The organism is Deinococcus arcticus, assembly GCF_003028415.1.
GTDB classification, from domain to species: domain Bacteria; phylum Deinococcota; class Deinococci; order Deinococcales; family Deinococcaceae; genus Deinococcus; species Deinococcus arcticus.
Genome location: NZ_PYSV01000002.1, coordinates 212,525 through 228,787 on the forward strand (window position 1 = coordinate 212,525; position 16,263 = coordinate 228,787).

General features: G+C 68.2%; 15 protein-coding genes. 11 read left to right on the top strand and 4 right to left on the bottom strand.

What is annotated here, in order from left to right; translation table 11 throughout:
- Nucleotides 1-109: 109 nt before the first annotated feature.
- Both C8263_RS19565 and C8263_RS19570 read left to right on the top strand, forming a co-directional pair.
- A complete protein-coding gene (locus tag C8263_RS19565; protein WP_233218612.1) occupies nucleotides 110-265 on the top strand; it encodes an NUDIX hydrolase in 156 nt (51 codons plus the stop codon).
- A 9-nt stretch (nucleotides 266-274) separates the two neighbouring features.
- Nucleotides 275-553, top strand: a complete 279-nt coding sequence (locus tag C8263_RS19570; RefSeq protein ID WP_233218613.1) for an NUDIX hydrolase — start codon at nucleotides 275-277, stop codon at nucleotides 551-553.
- A 560-nt stretch (nucleotides 554-1,113) separates the two neighbouring features.
- Here the strand turns inward: C8263_RS19570 and C8263_RS03245 are convergent.
- Nucleotides 1,114-4,380: a UvrD-helicase domain-containing protein gene (locus tag C8263_RS03245; RefSeq protein ID WP_107136664.1), complete on the bottom strand. Its 3,267-nt coding sequence runs from the start codon at nucleotides 4,378-4,380 to the stop codon at nucleotides 1,114-1,116.
- A 107-nt stretch (nucleotides 4,381-4,487) separates the two neighbouring features.
- Between C8263_RS03245 and mntE the strand changes: the two genes are divergently transcribed.
- From mntE to C8263_RS03275, 6 genes are all read left to right on the top strand, one after another.
- Nucleotides 4,488-5,405, top strand: coding sequence for a manganese efflux transporter MntE (gene mntE, locus C8263_RS03250; RefSeq protein WP_199188291.1), 918 nt, complete (start codon nucleotides 4,488-4,490; stop codon nucleotides 5,403-5,405).
- A gap of 125 nt (nucleotides 5,406-5,530) precedes the next feature.
- Nucleotides 5,531-8,608, top strand: coding sequence for a formate dehydrogenase subunit alpha (gene fdhF / locus C8263_RS03255; protein ID WP_107136665.1), 3,078 nt, complete (start codon nucleotides 5,531-5,533; stop codon nucleotides 8,606-8,608).
- A gap of 61 nt (nucleotides 8,609-8,669) precedes the next feature.
- Nucleotides 8,670-9,170, top strand: coding sequence for a helical membrane plugin domain-containing protein (locus tag C8263_RS03260; protein WP_107136666.1), 501 nt, complete (start codon nucleotides 8,670-8,672; stop codon nucleotides 9,168-9,170).
- Between the two features lie 26 nt (nucleotides 9,171-9,196).
- Complete coding sequence (locus C8263_RS03265) at nucleotides 9,197-9,958, top strand: formate dehydrogenase accessory sulfurtransferase FdhD (RefSeq protein ID WP_107136757.1); 762 nt, start codon at nucleotides 9,197-9,199, stop codon at nucleotides 9,956-9,958.
- Nucleotides 9,955-10,401 carry a hypothetical protein gene (locus C8263_RS03270; protein WP_107136667.1) on the top strand — a complete coding sequence of 149 codons (447 nt, stop codon included), beginning with the start codon at nucleotides 9,955-9,957 and terminating at the stop codon, nucleotides 10,399-10,401. Before C8263_RS03265 ends, C8263_RS03270 begins: the two co-directional genes overlap by 4 nt.
- Before the next feature lie 91 nt (nucleotides 10,402-10,492).
- Nucleotides 10,493-11,011, top strand: coding sequence for a hypothetical protein (locus C8263_RS03275; protein WP_107136668.1), 519 nt, complete (start codon nucleotides 10,493-10,495; stop codon nucleotides 11,009-11,011).
- A 69-nt stretch (nucleotides 11,012-11,080) separates the two neighbouring features.
- Here the strand turns inward: C8263_RS03275 and C8263_RS03280 are convergent, their stop codons facing one another.
- Complete coding sequence (locus tag C8263_RS03280; protein WP_107136669.1) at nucleotides 11,081-12,541, bottom strand: class-III pyridoxal-phosphate-dependent aminotransferase; 1,461 nt, start codon at nucleotides 12,539-12,541, stop codon at nucleotides 11,081-11,083.
- A 35-nt stretch (nucleotides 12,542-12,576) separates the two neighbouring features.
- A complete protein-coding gene (locus C8263_RS03285) occupies nucleotides 12,577-12,855 on the bottom strand; it encodes a rhodanese-like domain-containing protein (protein WP_107136670.1) in 279 nt (92 codons plus the stop codon).
- 57 nt (nucleotides 12,856-12,912) lie between these two features.
- On the opposite strand from C8263_RS03285, the gene C8263_RS03290 reads away from it, so the two are divergent.
- Complete coding sequence (locus tag C8263_RS03290) at nucleotides 12,913-13,236, top strand: rhodanese-like domain-containing protein (RefSeq protein ID WP_233218614.1); 324 nt, start codon at nucleotides 12,913-12,915, stop codon at nucleotides 13,234-13,236.
- Nucleotides 13,236-13,586, top strand: coding sequence for a metal-sulfur cluster assembly factor (locus C8263_RS03295; RefSeq protein WP_107136672.1), 351 nt, complete (start codon nucleotides 13,236-13,238; stop codon nucleotides 13,584-13,586). The genes C8263_RS03290 and C8263_RS03295 overlap by 1 nt, the downstream gene beginning before the upstream one ends.
- A gap of 427 nt (nucleotides 13,587-14,013) precedes the next feature.
- Here C8263_RS03295 and C8263_RS19205 read toward each other — a convergent pair whose 3' ends face one another.
- On the bottom strand, nucleotides 14,014-14,241 hold the full coding sequence (locus C8263_RS19205; RefSeq protein WP_158263732.1) for a hypothetical protein: 228 nt from the start codon (nucleotides 14,239-14,241) through the stop codon (nucleotides 14,014-14,016).
- A gap of 426 nt (nucleotides 14,242-14,667) precedes the next feature.
- On the opposite strand from C8263_RS19205, the gene C8263_RS03305 reads away from it, so the two are divergent.
- Nucleotides 14,668-16,242 carry an L-glutamate gamma-semialdehyde dehydrogenase gene (locus tag C8263_RS03305; RefSeq protein WP_107136673.1) on the top strand — a complete coding sequence of 525 codons (1,575 nt, stop codon included), beginning with the start codon at nucleotides 14,668-14,670 and terminating at the stop codon, nucleotides 16,240-16,242.
- Nucleotides 16,243-16,263 lie beyond the last annotated feature (21 nt).

A 16,263-nucleotide genomic window follows, 5' to 3' on the forward strand; every position in this document is an offset into this window, starting at 1 on the left:
ATTCCAAAGCATATTGGGAAGAGCGCAAATATGCTTTTCCATCGCCGTAGTCCCGTATTTTCTCGTGTTCGCTCCGCTCAGGCTCGCCTTCGGCTCACCTGAGTTCCGTATGAAGTTCAGCGTTCGCGTGGCCATTGTCTGCACCCGGAACAGGCACCTGCTCACCAACACCGGCCCGGGCGAATTTGGCGCTGGCTTTCACTTTCTGCCCGGCGGCACGGTGGCCGTGAACGAGGACACCCTCAATGCCGCGCGGCGCGAGTAGCAGGAGGAGGTGGGGGTGGCGCCGGGGCCGCTTCGGCTGGTGGGGGTGGTGGAGAACTTTTTCGGGCCGCCGGAAAAGCGGCAGCACGAGCTGGGGTTTTACTACCACATGGACGCGCCGGCTGACGTTCCTGATGGGGTGTTTGCCACGCTGGACCATGCCGGGGTGAGCTGTCAGTGGGTGGCGTTTGGGGCATTGGCGGAGGCGGCGGTGTATCCGTTGGTGGTGAGGGAACTTTTGGAGGTGCCTGTGGGGGTGGTGCGGCATTTTGTGAATCGGGAAGGGTAGGGGCTTCTGATTCGTGAGGTGTTGGGCGATGAGGGTTGCGGGTTGGCCCCACCCCCCCAGCCCCCCTACCCCGGAGGGGCAGGGGGGAGCGGCGCTGCGCTGGCAAACGTTGACTAACGATTTGGGGCGGCCCGGCTTCGCCCCGCGTTGTACGCCGTGGTCCGCCTCCGCCCATCGCCGTACGCCCGCGCGCTGCGCGCACGACGGCTTCCGTTGCTTGCCCCGTAAAGGTGACAGGTGGGGACACTTCAGGCACGAGGTTCTACTTTGAAAGGCAGCAGGAGCGTCGGCCTCTTTTGCCTTTCAAAGTAGAACCCTCTGGGCCGCACCAAGAGACCTTGCCCCAGTACCGCCCAGGTCCAGACGAGGCCGTCGTGCGCGCAGCGTGCGGGCCATTGCGCGTCATCAGCGGATGGCGTCGAAGCCGGACACGTCACTTGGTCGAGCAACCCCAGCCGACTTCAGTAGAAACTCTTGCCCAGTGCCAACGCTTGCTCCCCCCTGCCCCTCCGGGGTAGGGGGGCTGGGGCCAACCCGCGACGAAACTGAAAAATCTTCCTTCAAACCGCCGTCAAATTCGCAAACTTCACCAGCAGCTTCTTCGTCCCCGCAGTCGGAAAGTGCACGGTCACCTCCTGCCGGTCGCCCACCCCCGCCACCGCCAGCACCTGCCCCTCTCCAAACTTCGGGTGCCGAACCTTCTCCCCACCCCGGTACGCCATCTCATTCGTCAGCGGGCTGGTGTTCTTCACAGCGGCAGGCACGGTGGGTCGGTAGGTTTTCCAGGTCTTGGCGCGGTATTCAATCACCTGCCCGTAGGGGTCAATGGTGTCAAAGTGCCCCTCGATTTCCTCCAGAAAGCGGCTGTCCTCGGCGGCGTTCGTCTTGCCAAATTGCATGCGGTTTTGCGCGGCGGTCAGGAACAGGCGCTCCATGGCGCGGGTGATGCCCACGTAGAACAGGCGCCGCTCCTCCTCAATACCGCCCGCCTCGACAAGCGCGCCCCGGCTGGGCAGCAGCCCTTCTTCAGCCCCCACGATGAACACCACTGGAAATTCCAGCCCCTTGGCGTTGTGCAGGGTCATCAGGGTCACGGCGTCTTCCGGAGCGCCCTTGTTCTCGGCCTTCGTGCGCATGTCGTCCACGCTGGACAGCAGCGCGGCGTCGTCCAGAAAGTCGGCAATGGTGCCCTCGTGCTCCTGGGCCCATTCCTGCGCGGCGTTGATCAGTTCGTCCAGGTTTTCCATGCGCACAGCGCCTTCGGGGCCCTCCTGGCGCAGCAGGTCCAGATAGCCGCTCGTTTCAATCACGTAACGCAGAAACTGCGCGGGCTCGTAGTTGTCGGCCGCGTCGCTCATGGCCTCCATCAGGCGGGCAAAATCCACGGGCTTCTGCGCCCCACGGTCCAGAATGCGCGCCTGCTCGGCATTGGCGCAGGCGGTCAGCAGGCTGGTGCCATTCACCCGCGCCCAATCCAGCAGCTTTTCCAGCGCGGTGTCGCCAATGCCACGCTTGGGCCGCCCGATAATCCGGCGCAGGGCCACGTCGTCGCTGGGGTTAATGGCCAGCCGGGCGTAGGCCAGAATGTCCTTGATCTCGCGGCGGTCATAGAAGCCCACGCCGCCCACGATTTTCGCCGGAATCTGCACCCGGCGCAGCGACTCTTCCATCACGCGCGACTGGACGTTCGTGCGGTACAGAATCGCCATGTCCCTCAGCCGGCGCCCTTCCAGATTGTGCAGGCGGGTAATCCACTCGGCCACAAAATCGCCCTCCGCGCGGTGGTCGGTGGCGCGGTGAAACACGACCGGGTGCCCGTCCTCTTTCACGGGCTTCAGCGTCTTGTCCAGCCGCTCGGCGTTGTTTTCAATCAGCTTGTTGGCAATGGTCAGCACGCGGGCGCTGGAGCGGTAGTTGTGTTCCAGCAAATAGACCTTTGCATCGTGGTAATCTTTCTGAAAATCCAGGATGTTCTGAATATCGGCGCCACGAAACTTATAGATGCTGTTGTGAACCAGCAGATTCTGGGCCAGATACGTATGGGTGGGCGTCACAGTCAGGTCGTAGACCGGGCCGCTGTAGGACATCTGCGTGACCTCATCAACGGCCACCTCGCGCAGTTCTCCGCCCGCCGCTGCCAGCATGCGCATCCCCGGATGCAGGTGCGACAGCGGCATGAAGGCGTATATCTGCCCGCCAATCTGGGCCTTGCGCTGGAGTTCCAGACCGCCGTCCTGCGCGATCTGCCGGGCCTCCTGCAGCGCCTGCACGTAGTCCTTGCGGCTGAGTTCCAAGCGGTACCCACCGCGCCCGTTGTCCCGAACGGCGTGCCCGGCCTCCTTGAGCTTCTGGGCAATCTCGGCGCGGTTGCTGCTCCACTGAATGCGGTGGTAACCCACCGAGCCGCGCCGGAAGTCCTGAAACATCACCAGATTCAGGCTCTGACGCCGCACGCCGTTCTGAGGGCGGTGGTGCGGGAACTCCGGGTGCAGGTGTAAATCAGCCATCAGCCGCTGGGCTGCTGCGCGGGTGTCCAGTTCAGCAAAAAGCCGGACCAGGTGTACTTCACCCAGCGCCAGGTTGCGGCCCTGTCCGTGGAACAGAGCAGTGGGCAGACCATACCGAGCGGCATACAGCGCTTCCCAGTACGCCGCCTCGGCGCGCGAGGTACAGGTGCGGAGCACCCAGACCTTATCGCCGTTTTCCTGATTCAGGCGCACGCGGCACCCATAGTCCAGCTGGCCCTCGCTGTTCTGCCGTGCACCCACCGTGAGCCCAATGCGGTACCCCCGGTCCTCGCGGTACATCAGATACACGTACCACTGCCCCTCCATGGGCTGGTGGCGGGCCAGGACCACATGGTGCGGCGTGCCGCGCAGAGTCTGTTCACCCGCCTTGACCTGCCACAGGGGTCCCTCGGCAAAGCCACGCTTGACGTGCGTGACCTGCACCGGCACCCGAACACCAGCGGCGCCCACGCCGCATACCGTGTCGCCCTCCCGAATCTCCGCGATGGGCCGCTGCCCCTGGGGGGTGGAAATCAGCGTCTCGGGGGGCAGACACTGATCGGGGTCCCCAACCACTAATAAATTGCGGTCCCTTGAGGCCAGCAGCCGCGTCAATTCATATTGCGCCCTGTTCGTATCCTGGTACTCGTCCACATGAATAAACTTCGCGCGGTTCTGCACCGCGTTCAGCACGCCGGGCACTTCCCGAAAAAGGCGCACGGTTTCCGTGATCAGATCCCCAAAATCAATGGCATTCTGGCTTTTCTTGCGCGCTTCGTACCGCCGGTAGGCTTCGGCCGCCGCCTCACGGGGAATGCCGGAAATGAACGGCTCGCCGCTGCGGTCCAGATCGGCGGGGGTCAGCAGGTTGCTCTTGGCGCGGTCCAGAATCCCCCGCACCACGCGCGGCGAGGTCTCCGGGCCAATGCCGGGCAGCGAGCCCATGATTTCTTTCAGCAGGTCCAGCTGGTCGTCGTCGTCGTAGATGACAAAGCCGCGTTTGAGGCCGATGTGTTCGCCGTAGGCACGCAGAATCCGCACGCCCGCGCTGTGAAACGTGCTCATCCAGAGCTTGTCGGCGCCGGGCACGAGGTGGCTGGCGCGCTCACGCATCTCGGCGGCGGCCTTGTTGGTAAAGGTCACCGCCAGGATCTCGCCGGGGTTCACGCCGTAGTGCCCGATCAGGTGGGCAATGCGGTAGATCAGGGTCCGGGTTTTGCCGCTGCCGGCCCCGGCGATCACCAGGGCCGGGCCGGTGAAATGGTCGGCGGCCTGGGCCTGGGTGGGGTTCAGCTGCGAGAGAAGGTCGGGCGCGGTCACGGGCGGATTGTATCAGGCACGGTTCTGTTCCAGGCGTAATCAGCGGCGGCGGGTGTCTCTGGGCAGGGCACGCCTTTTGCTGCACCTAACCCTGCTACGCTCCTGCGGTGACTGGCTCCCAGGCGTCCCAGCAGACCGCCGCCCGCGCCACGCGACTGGCGCTGGGCAGCGTGCTGGTGGCGGTGGTGGTGCTGGGGCTGAAGTTCGTCGCCTACCTGATGACGGGCAGCGTGGCCCTGTACTCCGACGCGCTGGAAAGCATCATCAATGTGGCGGCGGCGGTGGCGGCGGTGATTGCCCTGCGCGTGGCCGCCCGCCCCGCCGACGCCGGACACCCCTACGGGCACACCAAGGCCGAATACTTCAGCGCGGTGGCCGAGGGGGTGCTGGTGGTGCTGGCCGCCGTCAGCATTGCGCGCGAGGCGTGGCCAGCATTGTTTTCTCCCCGCGCGGTGGACGCGCCCTTCGCGGGCCTGGCGGTGAACCTGGGGGCCAGTGTGATCAACGCGGTGTGGGCCTCGGTGCTGCTGCGCCGGGGCCGGGCCCTGCGTTCGCCGGCCCTGCTGGCCGACGGGCGCCACATTCTGAGCGACGTGGTGACGAGCGTGGGGGTCTTGATCGGCGTGGTGGCGGCGCGCTTGACCGGACTCCATGTGCTCGACCCCCTGCTGGCGCTGCTGGTGGCGCTGAACATTCTGTACAGCGGCTGGCACCTCGTGCGCGACAGCGTGGGCGGGCTGATGGACGCGGCAGTGGAGCCCCAGACCGAGAACCGCATTCGCACGCTGCTCAGCGAACACGGCCAAGGCGCTCTGGAAATGCACGACCTGCGCACCCGCCATGCAGGCCGGGTGACCTTTGTCGAGTTTCATATGGTGGTGCCCGGCGACATGACTGTCTCGGCGGCGCACGCCATCTGCGACCGCCTGGAAGACGCCCTGCGCGCCGAGATGCCCGAGGTGAACGTGACCATTCACGTCGAGCCCCAGGAGCAGGCCAAGCATCACGGAGTGCTGGTGCTGTAGGCGCTCTGGGGGGCGTGCAGATGGCGGACAGCAGATGGCAAAACCTCTTTGAGCCATCTGCCATTGACCATCTGCCATCGACCATAGACCCCCTATACTCCCCACAAGGTTCGCAAGGGGGCTTCATGGGGCAAAGAGACGTACCAAACGGCGCGCAGCTTCGTTCGGTGGTGGGCCCCGCCCGGCCGCCGCAGGGGCGGGCGGTCAGCATTCAGGTGGACGGCGTGGCCTGGGCAGCCCACGAGGGCGAGCCCCTGGTGGAGGTGGTCAACCGGGCGCGCACCGAGCTGGCGCAGGTGTGTTACCACCCGCAACTGGGGCCCGTGCAGACCTGCGACACCTGCGTGGTGGAGGTGGACGGGGCACTGGCGCGGGCCTGCGGCACCCCGGTCCAGGCCGGGCAGGTGGTGCGCACCCAGACCCAGGCGGCCCGCGCCGCCCAGCGCGACGCCTACGACCGGCTGGTGGCCAACCACGACCTGTACTGCACGGTGTGCGACAACAACAACGGCAACTGCACGGTGCACAACACGCTGAGCCTGCTGGCCCCGGCCCACCAGACCCGGCCCTTTCAGCCCAAGGGCTTTCCGGTGGACGACTCCAATCCCTTCTACCGCTACGACCCGGACCAGTGCATCCTGTGTGGGCGCTGCGTGGAGGCGTGCCAGAACGTGCAGGTGCAAGAAACCCTGAGCATCCACTGGGAGGCCGGGCAGCCCCGGGTGCTGTGGGACGGCGGGCGCGCCATCAACGAGTCCAGCTGCGTGTCGTGCGGTCACTGCGTCACCGTGTGCCCCTGCAACGCCCTGATGGAAAAGAGCATGCTGGGCGAGGCCGGGCTGTTCACGGGCCTGCCCCTGCCGGTGTGGAACGCGGCCACGGCGGTGGTCAAGGGCCTGGAAGCCAGCACCGGCCTGCAGCCCATCACGGCCATTTCCGAGATCGAGGCGGCGGCGCGGCGCGGCTCTGTGGCGCAGACCAAGACCGTCTGCACCTACTGCGGGGTGGGCTGCACCTTTGACGTGTGGACCAAGGACCGTCAGATTCTGAAGGTGGAACCGGGGCCGGGCCCCGCCAACGGCATCTCTACCTGCGTGAAGGGGAAATTCGGCTGGGACTATGTGAACAGTCCTGGGCGCCTGAGCACCCCGCTGATCCGGGAAGCCACCGGCTTTCGGGAAGCCAGCTGGGACGAGGCGCTGGATCTGGTGGCCAGCCGCCTGGAGGGCATTCGCGCGGCGCACGGCCCCGACGCCCTGGCCTTTGTGGCCAGCAGCAAGAGCACCAATGAGGACATCTTCCTGGTGCAGAAGTTCGCCCGGCAGGTGATTGGGACGAACAACGTGGACAACTGCTCGCGCTACTGCCAGTCGCCCGCCACCAAGGGACTCTCGCAGACCGTGGGGATCGGCGGGGACAGCGGCACCATTCACGACATCGAACAGGCCAGTCTGGTGGTCATTATCGGCAGCAACACCGCTGAGAGCCACCCTGTGCTGGCCACCCGGGTCAAGCGCGCGCAGAAGCTGGGCCGCACGCGGGTGATTGTCTTTGATCTGCGCGAGCACGAGATGGCCCGCCGCGCCGATCAGTTCATCCGGCCGAAACCGGGCACCGATTTTGTCTGGATCAGCGCCGTGTGCCGGTTCATTCTGGACCACGGCCTGGAGGACCGGGCGTTTCTGGACGCGCGGGTGGGTGGCCTGGACGAATACCGCGCCTCGCTGGCCGCCTACACCCTGGCCGCCGCCGAGGCCGAGACCGGCATTCCGACCGCCACCCTGGAGGCCCTGGCCCGCCAGATGGCGGCGGCCGAGGGCCTGTGCATCCTGTGGGCCATGGGGGTCACGCAGCAGTGCGGCGGCAGCGACACCAGCGCCGCCATCAGCAACCTGCTGCTGCTCACAGGCAACTATGGCCGCACCGGCACCGGGGCCTATCCCCTGCGCGGGCACAACAACGTGCAGGGGGCGGGCGATATGGGCGCCATGCCCGATCAGGTCAGCGGGTACCAGGCCACCACCGACCCCCTGGCCGTGGCGCGCCACGAGCGCGAATGGGGCGTGACGCTGCGCCCCGAACGCGGGCTGGACAACACCCAGCTGATGGACGCGGCACTTTCCGGCCAGCTCAAAGGGCTGTGGATCACGGGCGAGGAGATGAGCCTGACCGACGCCAACGTGAACCATCTGGCGCGGGGCTTTGAGGCCCTGGACTTCCTGGTGGTGCAGGACCTGTATTTCACCCACACGGCCCGCTACGCCGATGTGGTGCTGCCTGCCGCCGCCTCGCTGGAAAAGGAGGGCACCTTTACCAGCACCGAGCGGCGCATTCAGCGCCTGTACCGCGTGATGGAACCCCTGAAGGGCACCAGGGCCGACTGGGAGATCTATCAGGCCGTGGCGCAGCGTCTGGGCGCGAACTGGACCTATACCCACCCCGCCGACATCATGGCCGAGATTGCCCGCCTGACCCCCTTCTACGCCGGCGTGACCTACGAACGCCTCTCGGGCTACGGCTCGCTGTGCTGGCCGGTCGCTGAAGACGGCACCGACACCCCGCTGCTGTATGAGGAGCGCTTTCACTTCCCGGACGGCAAGGCCCGCCTGAAGGCCGCCACCTACCAGCCCCGCACATCTGCCCCGAACGCCGAGTACGACCTGCACCTGAACAGCGGCCGCCTGCTGGAGCACTTTCACGAGGGCAACATGACCTTTCAGGTGCCGGGGCTACGCCAGAAGGTGCCGGACACCTTCGTGGAGGTAAGCCCTGAACTGGCCGCCGAGCGCGGGCTGGACAGCGGGAGGTGGGTGCGGCTGGTCAGCCCCCACGGGGCCGTGCGGGTGCGGGCGCTGGTCACCGGACGGGTGCGGGGCAACGAGCTGTACCTGCCCATGAACGCCCGCCACGCCGAGGCGGCCGTGAACCGCCTGACCGGCAGCGGCGGCGACCGCCAGACCAACACCCCGGCCTACAAGGACACCAGCGTGCGCCTGGAGATCCTGCCCGAGGTGGGCGAGAACCCGTTGCCCCGGGGCAATCCGCGCTGGGGCCACCCCACCCCGCAGCCGGGCGTGGAGGTAGCGCGCAAGTGGGCCCGGCCCGACTACGTGTTTCCCGGCCGCGCCCTGGCCGGGCATGGCAACAGCCTGAACGCCCGCACTGACCGCCTGGGCGCCGACGACGGGCCAGACACACCCTAGCCCCTTCTCGCTTCCCCTGTTCCCGCTCCCACCCGCCGTTCTCGCCCCTGCAGGAGCCCCCATGGCCAAGCCGCTGGACTACGTCCCCCAACCGCCCACTGCCCAGCAGCGCCTGCACGCAGAGGTTCAGGATTCCACCGAGGCCCTGCTGGAGGGGCTGGCCCTGCTGCGCGCCCTGCACGACCACGGCGTGCTGGACGTACTGGGCCGCACCGTGCGCGGCGGCGAGGGCCTGAGCGCCGCGCTGCTGCAGGGCCTGGGCAGCCCCGGCGGCACCCGGGCCCTGCGCAACGTGGCCGAACTGACCCGGACCCTGGGCACCCTGGACCCACGCGAGGTGGGCCTGCTGGGCCACGCCCTGAGCACTGGCCTGAACGAGGGCGCGCGCCACGTGGCCCTGGGCCGGGGGCTGGGCCTGGGCGAACTGCTGACGCTCCTCAAAGACCGCGACGTGCAGGTGGCCCTGGGAGCGATCTTCGCGCTCCTGAAGGGCATGGGCCGCGCCCTGCGCGAGGCCGGGGACGCCGAGCCCAGCGCCCACCCGGCCGAGGTGGGGCGCTGAGCGCCAGCGGTGCCCGGCTGCCAGTGGTGCGCTTTCCGGCGGGGCAGGCGCACCAGGACGCCGTGGCCCAGGAAGAACCGCTGGAACTGCGGCTGCCCACCCCGGACGGCCCGCTGCCCCTGGGCGTGCTGATGCGCACGCCGGGCCATGACCGCGAACTGCTGCTGGGCTGGCTGGTGGCCGAGGGCCTGCTGCCGGACGAGTTTGCGCTGGAGGCCGACCCGGACAGCCCCAACCTCTGGCACCTGCGCACGCCGGACCCTGCGGCGCTGGCCCTGCGCGCCCGGCTGACGGTGTCGTCCAGTGCCTGTGGCGTGTGCGGCACCGGCAGCATCGAGGCGCTGCTGGGGCGGGCCCCGGCGCCGGGCTGGACCGCCGGGCCCCTGAGCGCCGCGCGGCTGGTCACCCTGCCCGAGCGCCTGCGCGCCGCCCAGCCCGGCTTTGCCCGGACCGGCGGCCTGCACGGTGCGGGGTTGTTTACCCCCGGGGGCACGCTGCGGGCCGCCTTTGAGGACGTGGGGCGCCACAATGCGGTGGACAAGGTGGTGGGCTGGGCGCAGGAACGCGGCCTCCTGCCGCTGACGGACCACGTCCTGGTGGTGAGCAGCCGCGCCGGATTTGAGATTGTGCAGAAGGCGGTGGCGGCAGGGCTGGGCGTGGTGGTGGCGGTGGGCGCGGCCACCACCCTGGCCGTGGACACGGCCGCCGCCTTCGGCGTGACCCTGTGCGGCTTTGCCCGCGAAGGCCGCCTGACCGTGTACGCCGGCGCCGAGCGGGTGCGCCCATGAAGCGCGCCGACCTGCAGGACGCCTTTGACTTTGACGGCTCCCTGCTGGAGCTGAGTGTTGAAGCCCTGGACGCGAACGGGCTGTGTGCCGTGCTGGGCGACTGTCCACTGCCCTGGACCTTCCTGCTGGACGGCGAGCCCGCACCCCTGCCGGACCCCAGCACCCTTCAGGCCCTGGTGGACGAGGCAGAACACTCGCTGGAGGTTCAGGTGGACCCGGGCGGCCTGCGGCTGATCCTGATTGTGAATTTCGGGCTGCCACCGCTGACGGCCACGCTGCACCCGAACGACGTTCCCGATGAAGCCGCCTTTGAGCGCCTGACCCGGGCCGTTGCCGCCCTGGCCGGCACGACCCGGCCGGTGCGCCTGCAGGCCGAGGGGTTTGAGCACACCTGGGCCGTGTACTGGCCCAGCCAGGGGTGGGGCCCCCCGGCGCCCACCTGAACCGAGCAGGACAGGGCACCGCTCCCCGGCCCCCCTTTCTTCCGTAACGCGGGGCCCGTTGTGCGGCCCGGGCGCGGGCTAGCATGGCGGCGTGACCCTCCCCTCTGCAGACCGGCCCACGCGGCCCCTGCCCACCAAACCGGCGGGGCATGTGGAGCTGGCGCGCTATTCTAGTCTGGGCCGGTTCTGGAGCCTGCTGGGGGGCGCGGCGCGGGCCGGTCGCCACGTCACGGCGGTGCGCGGCGACGCCCCCGAGGTCTGCCGGCGGCGCATCAGCGGGTACGTGCTGCCGGGCGCAGGGATCTTTCTGGACACCGCCCGCACGGCCACCCACCTGGAAGACAGCTTCGCGCCGCACCCGGCGCTGGTGGCCCTGCTCTCGGGGGACCCGGCGCCGCTGCGTGCCGAACTGAACGCCCACTTTGAGCTGCGGGTGGATTTCACCCTGGCCCTGACCGCCCGGCGCGACCTGATCGCCCGCCCCGAACTGCGCTTTGCACCTATCGTGCCGGGCCTGAGCGACCTGCCGCCCGACCTGCCCCTGGAAGTGCGCCGCCTGGGCCGCGACGAGTTGCACCTGCTGGTGCAGCGGGCGTGCGGCGTGGCGTAGGGGGTTGTGGGGCGTGGGTGGTGGGCTGCAGGAACAGCGGTTTTCCTACAGCCCACAGCTCACCTCCTTTTATCCATCACTCGGCGTGCGCTTCTTCGGGCTTCTGGCCGCAAAACTGGCGAGGCGCGCCGTGACCTGAGGCGGGGTCTTGAGCAGCAGGTCGCGGGCATGGGGGTGCGTCTGGGCAAACGCTTCCACGCGGTCCATCAGGGTGACAAACACGTCCTGGGGCATGTCCAGGGCGGGGGTCAGGCGCACGGTGCGCTTGCTGCTCAGGGACAGGTTGGCCATCACGCCCGCGCCGTGCAGCTCGCGCAGGGCCAGGATGGCGGTGGCTTCAAACAGGATTTCTTTCAGGGCGCCGGGCAGCGGCACCCCCAGCATGGGGCGAAACTGCATGGCCAGCAGCAGCCCCTGCCCGCGCACGTCTTCCAGCAGGCCCGGAAAGCGGCGCTGCACCGCCTGCAGCCGGGCCAGCCCCTGGGCGCCCAGGGTGCGGCTGCGCTCCGGCAGGTTGTGCTCCAGCAGGTATTCCAGGCTCTTCAGGCCCACCGCCATGGCCAGCGCGCCGCCGCCAAAGGTGTTGCTGTGGCGCTTGCTGCTCAGGCCGCCCAGCATCTTCTTGTAGATGGGCGCGCGCACAATGGTGGCGCCCACCGCCGTCATGCCGCCGCCCAGCGGCTTGGCCAGCGTGATGATGTCCGGGTCCAGCCCCTGCGCCGCCGACTCGAACCAGTGGCCGGTGCGGCCCAGGCCCGTCTGGATTTCATCGGCAATGACAGGAATGCCGTGGCGGCGGCACAGCTCGCCCAGGCCGCGCAGAAAGCCGGGCGGGGGAATATTCACGCCCCCCTCGCCCTGAATGGGTTCCACCACCACGCAGGTCACGTTGTCCGGGCCCACGCGGCGAATCAGGGCCGCCAGCGCGTCCAGGTCACCGTAGGGGCTGGTCAGGGCGCCGGGAATCAGGGGCCGGAAGATGTCCTGGTATTCGGGGTTGGGGGTCAGGCTCAGGCTGCCCAGGGTCTTGCCGTGGTAGCCGCTGGCAAAGGAAATCTGGAACTTGGCGCGCGGGCGCCACGCCTTGGCGAACTTCAGGGCGCCCTCAATGGCCTCGGTGCCGCTGGAGCAGAAAAACACCTGACTCTGCGCGTGGCTGGGCAATTCGCGGGCCAGCAGCCGCACCAGATTGGCCTGCAGCGCCGCGCGCCAGGGCCCGCTGGACTGCTGCGGCAGACTCATGGCGCGGTTCTTCTGCAGGAACTCCTGCATAAAGGCGGTGATGGCCGGGGGCATTTCGCCAAAGGGCATGGCCGCGTACCCGCTGGCGTTGATGCGCCGCACGCCGCGCTCGTCTTCTAACTCCCAGGGAGTCACACGCGAAAACGGCCCGGCCAGCCCCAGCACGTCCAGGCCATACAGCAGTTCCTCGTTGCCGTGCGCCAGTTCCAGGCGGCGCACGTCGGGGCCGGTCAAGCGCTCGTCCAGCACGTCGCGTGTGGAAATAAAACCGGGGGGCAGGGCACACATGGCGGCCAGTGTAGAACAGGGGGCGCGGGCTGGCCCTAGCCCTGTCCCGCCTGCAGCGCCGGCACCCCCCCCGGGTACGCCTGAGCGTCCAAGCCATCGGCGCGCAGGTACTGGGCTGCCAGCCCGGAGCGCACGCCGCGTTCGCAGAGCACCAGCAGCGGGCCGTGCGCCGGGCTCAGGCCGTGCGTGCCCGCCTCGATCTCGTCCAGGCTCAGCACCCGCACCGGCGCCGGGGTCAGGGCGGCCAGCGGCTCGGCTGCGCGCAGGGCCGCCGGGCGCAGGTCAATGAGGGTCACGCCGTCAGGCAGGGACATGGAAGCAGGATAGGCCCATCCACATTCGGATTTCACCGCTCGGGTATGCTGGGCCGCATGGAAGATGTCACCCCCCAGGAAGGGCAGCGCCGCGTGCAGGCGGGGGCGCTGCTTGTGGATGTGCGAGAGCAGAACGAATACGACGAGGTGCGTGCCCACGGCGCGCAACTGCTGCCCCTGAGCGAATTTGAAGCCCGCCACAGCGAACTGCCGCGCGACCGTGAACTGGTCATGATCTGCCGCAGCGGCGCCCGCAGCGCCCGCGCCGGGGAATTCCTGAAAGCGCAGGGCTACACGCAGGTGGTCAACCTGGCGGGCGGCACCATGGCCTGGGTGAACGATGGTCTGCCCCACACGCAGGGCCAGACGGAGCAGGGCTGATGGACGCCGAACAGACCCCAGCTGTGGCGAGCGAGCTGCCCACCGAAACCCAGGTGCTCGAAGCCCTGAAGATCGTTAAGGACCCGGAAATTCCCGTCAATGTGGTGGACCTGGGCCTGATCTATGGCGTGGACGTGCAGGAAGGCGGCCAGGTGGACATCACCATGACGCTCACCAGCGTGGGCTGCCCCGTGCAGGACCTGATCCGCGCCGACGCCGAGATGGCCGTGGGCCGACTGGACGGCGTGAGCGGCGTGAACGTGGAATTCGTCTGGACTCCACCCTGGGGCCCCGACAAGATGAGCGAGGACGGCAAGCGCCAGATGCGGATGTTCGGCTTCAACGTGTAATACAGGCGGATGGTCTATGGCAGAGGGCTGAGGCGGTTGTGCCATCAGCCCTCTGCTTTTTTCAGTGCCTCGTCCCTCGCAGTTCACCGGTTCAGCAGAGCGCCGAACCGGTGCCATTCCCGGTGCAACGTACGTTTTCTGCTCCTCGCTCGGCTGGGCTGAGCTTCAGATTCACCGCGAGAACCTCAGCCAGCTGCTCTCTGCAGTGCCCCTGTAACCCTGCCCCACCCTTCGCCCCTGCTGGCCCTGAACATTGGCGGCACCAGCCTGCGAGCAGTCCTGGTCCAGGGAAAGCAGGTGACCAAGTGCGCGGACGTGGCGGCGCTGCTGGGCATGACCCGGGTGGTGCTGGGCAGCGTGGGGCTGCGGCCCGGGTATCTGGCCCAGGTGCGCGGCGCGCTGGGCGGCCCAGAAGTGGGGGAGCGGCCTAGGGCAGCGGTGAGCGCGCCGCCACCAGCCAGCCGTGTTGCACCGTGGGAAAGGGCGACTGCAGCAGGGCCAGCAGCAACCCTTCCTCGTTGGGGCGGGCGGCGCAGACCGGGTGCCACTGGCCCGCACACTGCACCTGAATGGCGTAGACCCCCGACCGGGGATCCGGCTGAACGCGGTAATTGCCGATGGGGTGAATCCCGCTGGGCAGCGTGGGCACATGCATGGGGGCCTCCTGGGGGCCGGTGCGAAGTTCCTGTCGGTTCAGGCAGCCCTGTCAGTTCAGGAACATGGGCAGTTCAGGAACACGGGCGTTTCAGGGACGTGCTCTCTTCCGGGGCACCACCTTTTCACGGGCCCTGCTTAACGGGCTCTGCCGCTTCCGGCCTGGGCGCCCGTGAAGCGGGCCGGCGGTCTCCTCCTTCAGGCGCCGCTGGGGGCAGCATGGCGCCTGGGCCATGACTGGGCCATGACCAGCGGGCGCCGTGGCCCCGGGCCGGGTGGGCGGCACGCCTTTCAAATGCCAGCTTTTGACAGGGGCCTGCTGCCCGCCCACCGGGCACGGGGCGCCGAATTTTGCCGTCTGACAGCGTATGTACGCCTCCCAGCGCGGCGTGTTAGCCTCCGGGGACATTCAGAGGAGGCGGCAGCCATGACCACCATGATGGAGGGGTTTCTTCCCTTCGAGCACGAACCATATTTCAACTTCCGCGACGAGGCGACGGTGCAGGCGCAGCGCGCGGCGTTCCAGCAGGTCCGCGAACAGTACGTGGGCCGCACCTTTCCCCTGATCGTGAACGGTCAGCCTGCCCAGGGCAGCGGCACGTTCGAGGTGCGTAACCCCGCCGATACCCGCGAGGTCGTCTGGCAGTTCCAGAACGCCACGCCGGAACAGCTGCAGCAGGCTGTGCAGGCCGCCCAGCGCGCCTTCGAGGACTGGCGCTTTTCAGACCCCTTTCAGCGCGCCAGCATCTTCAAGCGCGCTGCCGAGCTGCTGCGCGCCCGCCGCCTGGAGCTGAACGCGGTCATGACGCTGGAAAACGGCAAGAACTGGCCGGAAGCCGACGGCGAGGTGGCCGAATCCGTGGACCACTTCGAGGTCTTTGCGCGCGAGGCGCTGCGCTGGGCCCAGGGCAAGCCGGTCTACCCCATGCCCGACGAGCACGTGACCACGGTGTACGAGCCGCTGGGCGTGGTGGCCTGTATCAGCCCCTGGAACTTTCCCAGTGCCATTCCACTGGGCATGGCCCTGGGCGCGATTGCGGCGGGCAACACCGTGATCTGGAAGCCGGCCCGGGAAACGCCGCTCTCGTCGTACCTGATGGTGGAACTGCTGTTCGAGGCCGGGCTGCCCCGGGGCGTGATTCAGTTCCTGACCGGCACCGACGACGTGCTGGGCGATCCCCTGGTGGACCACCCGGGCGTGCGCATGATCGCCTTTACCGGCAGCAAGGAAATCGGCTGCCGCATCTACGAGCGCGCGGCGAAGGTGCAGCCGGGCCAGCGCTGGCTCAAGCGCGTGATGGCCGAGATGGGCGGCAAGGACCCCACTGTGGTCTGCGCCGACGGCGACCTGGACGCGGCGGCCCAGGGCATCGTGCAGGCGGCCTTCGGGTACGCGGGGCAGAAGTGCTCGGCCTGTTCACGGGTGATTGTGGAAGAGAGCGTGCATGACGCGCTGCTGGAGAAGGTCACGGCGCTGGCCCGGCAGCTGAAGGTGGGCCTGCCCGAAGACAACGCCGACCTGGGCCCGGTGATTCATACGGGCAGCGCCCAGCGCATCATGGGCTTTGTGGAGCGGGGCCAGCAGAGCGCCCGCCTCGTGCTGGGCGGCGAGGTGCCGGACATGGGCGAGCGCCAGGGCGGCTACGTTGCCCCCACCATCTTTGCCGACGTGCCCCCCAGCGATCCCCTGTTTCAGGAGGAAATCTTCGGGCCCGTGCTGGCATTCACGAAAGCGCGCGACTGGCAGCACGCCATCGAACTGGCCAATGACAGCGAATATGGCCTGACCGCCGCCTTTTACAGCCGCGACCCCCGCAAGATCGAGGAAGCCCGCCGCCGCATTCACGTGGGCAACCTGTACATCAACCGCAAGTGCACCGGGGCGCTTTCGGGCACGCACGCGTTTGGCGGCTACGGCATGAGCGGCACGAACGCCAAGGTGGGCGGGCCGGATTACCTGTTCTGGTTCCTGCAAACCAAGACGATTGCCCAGCGGTACTGAGGGTTGATGGGCGAAGGGTGA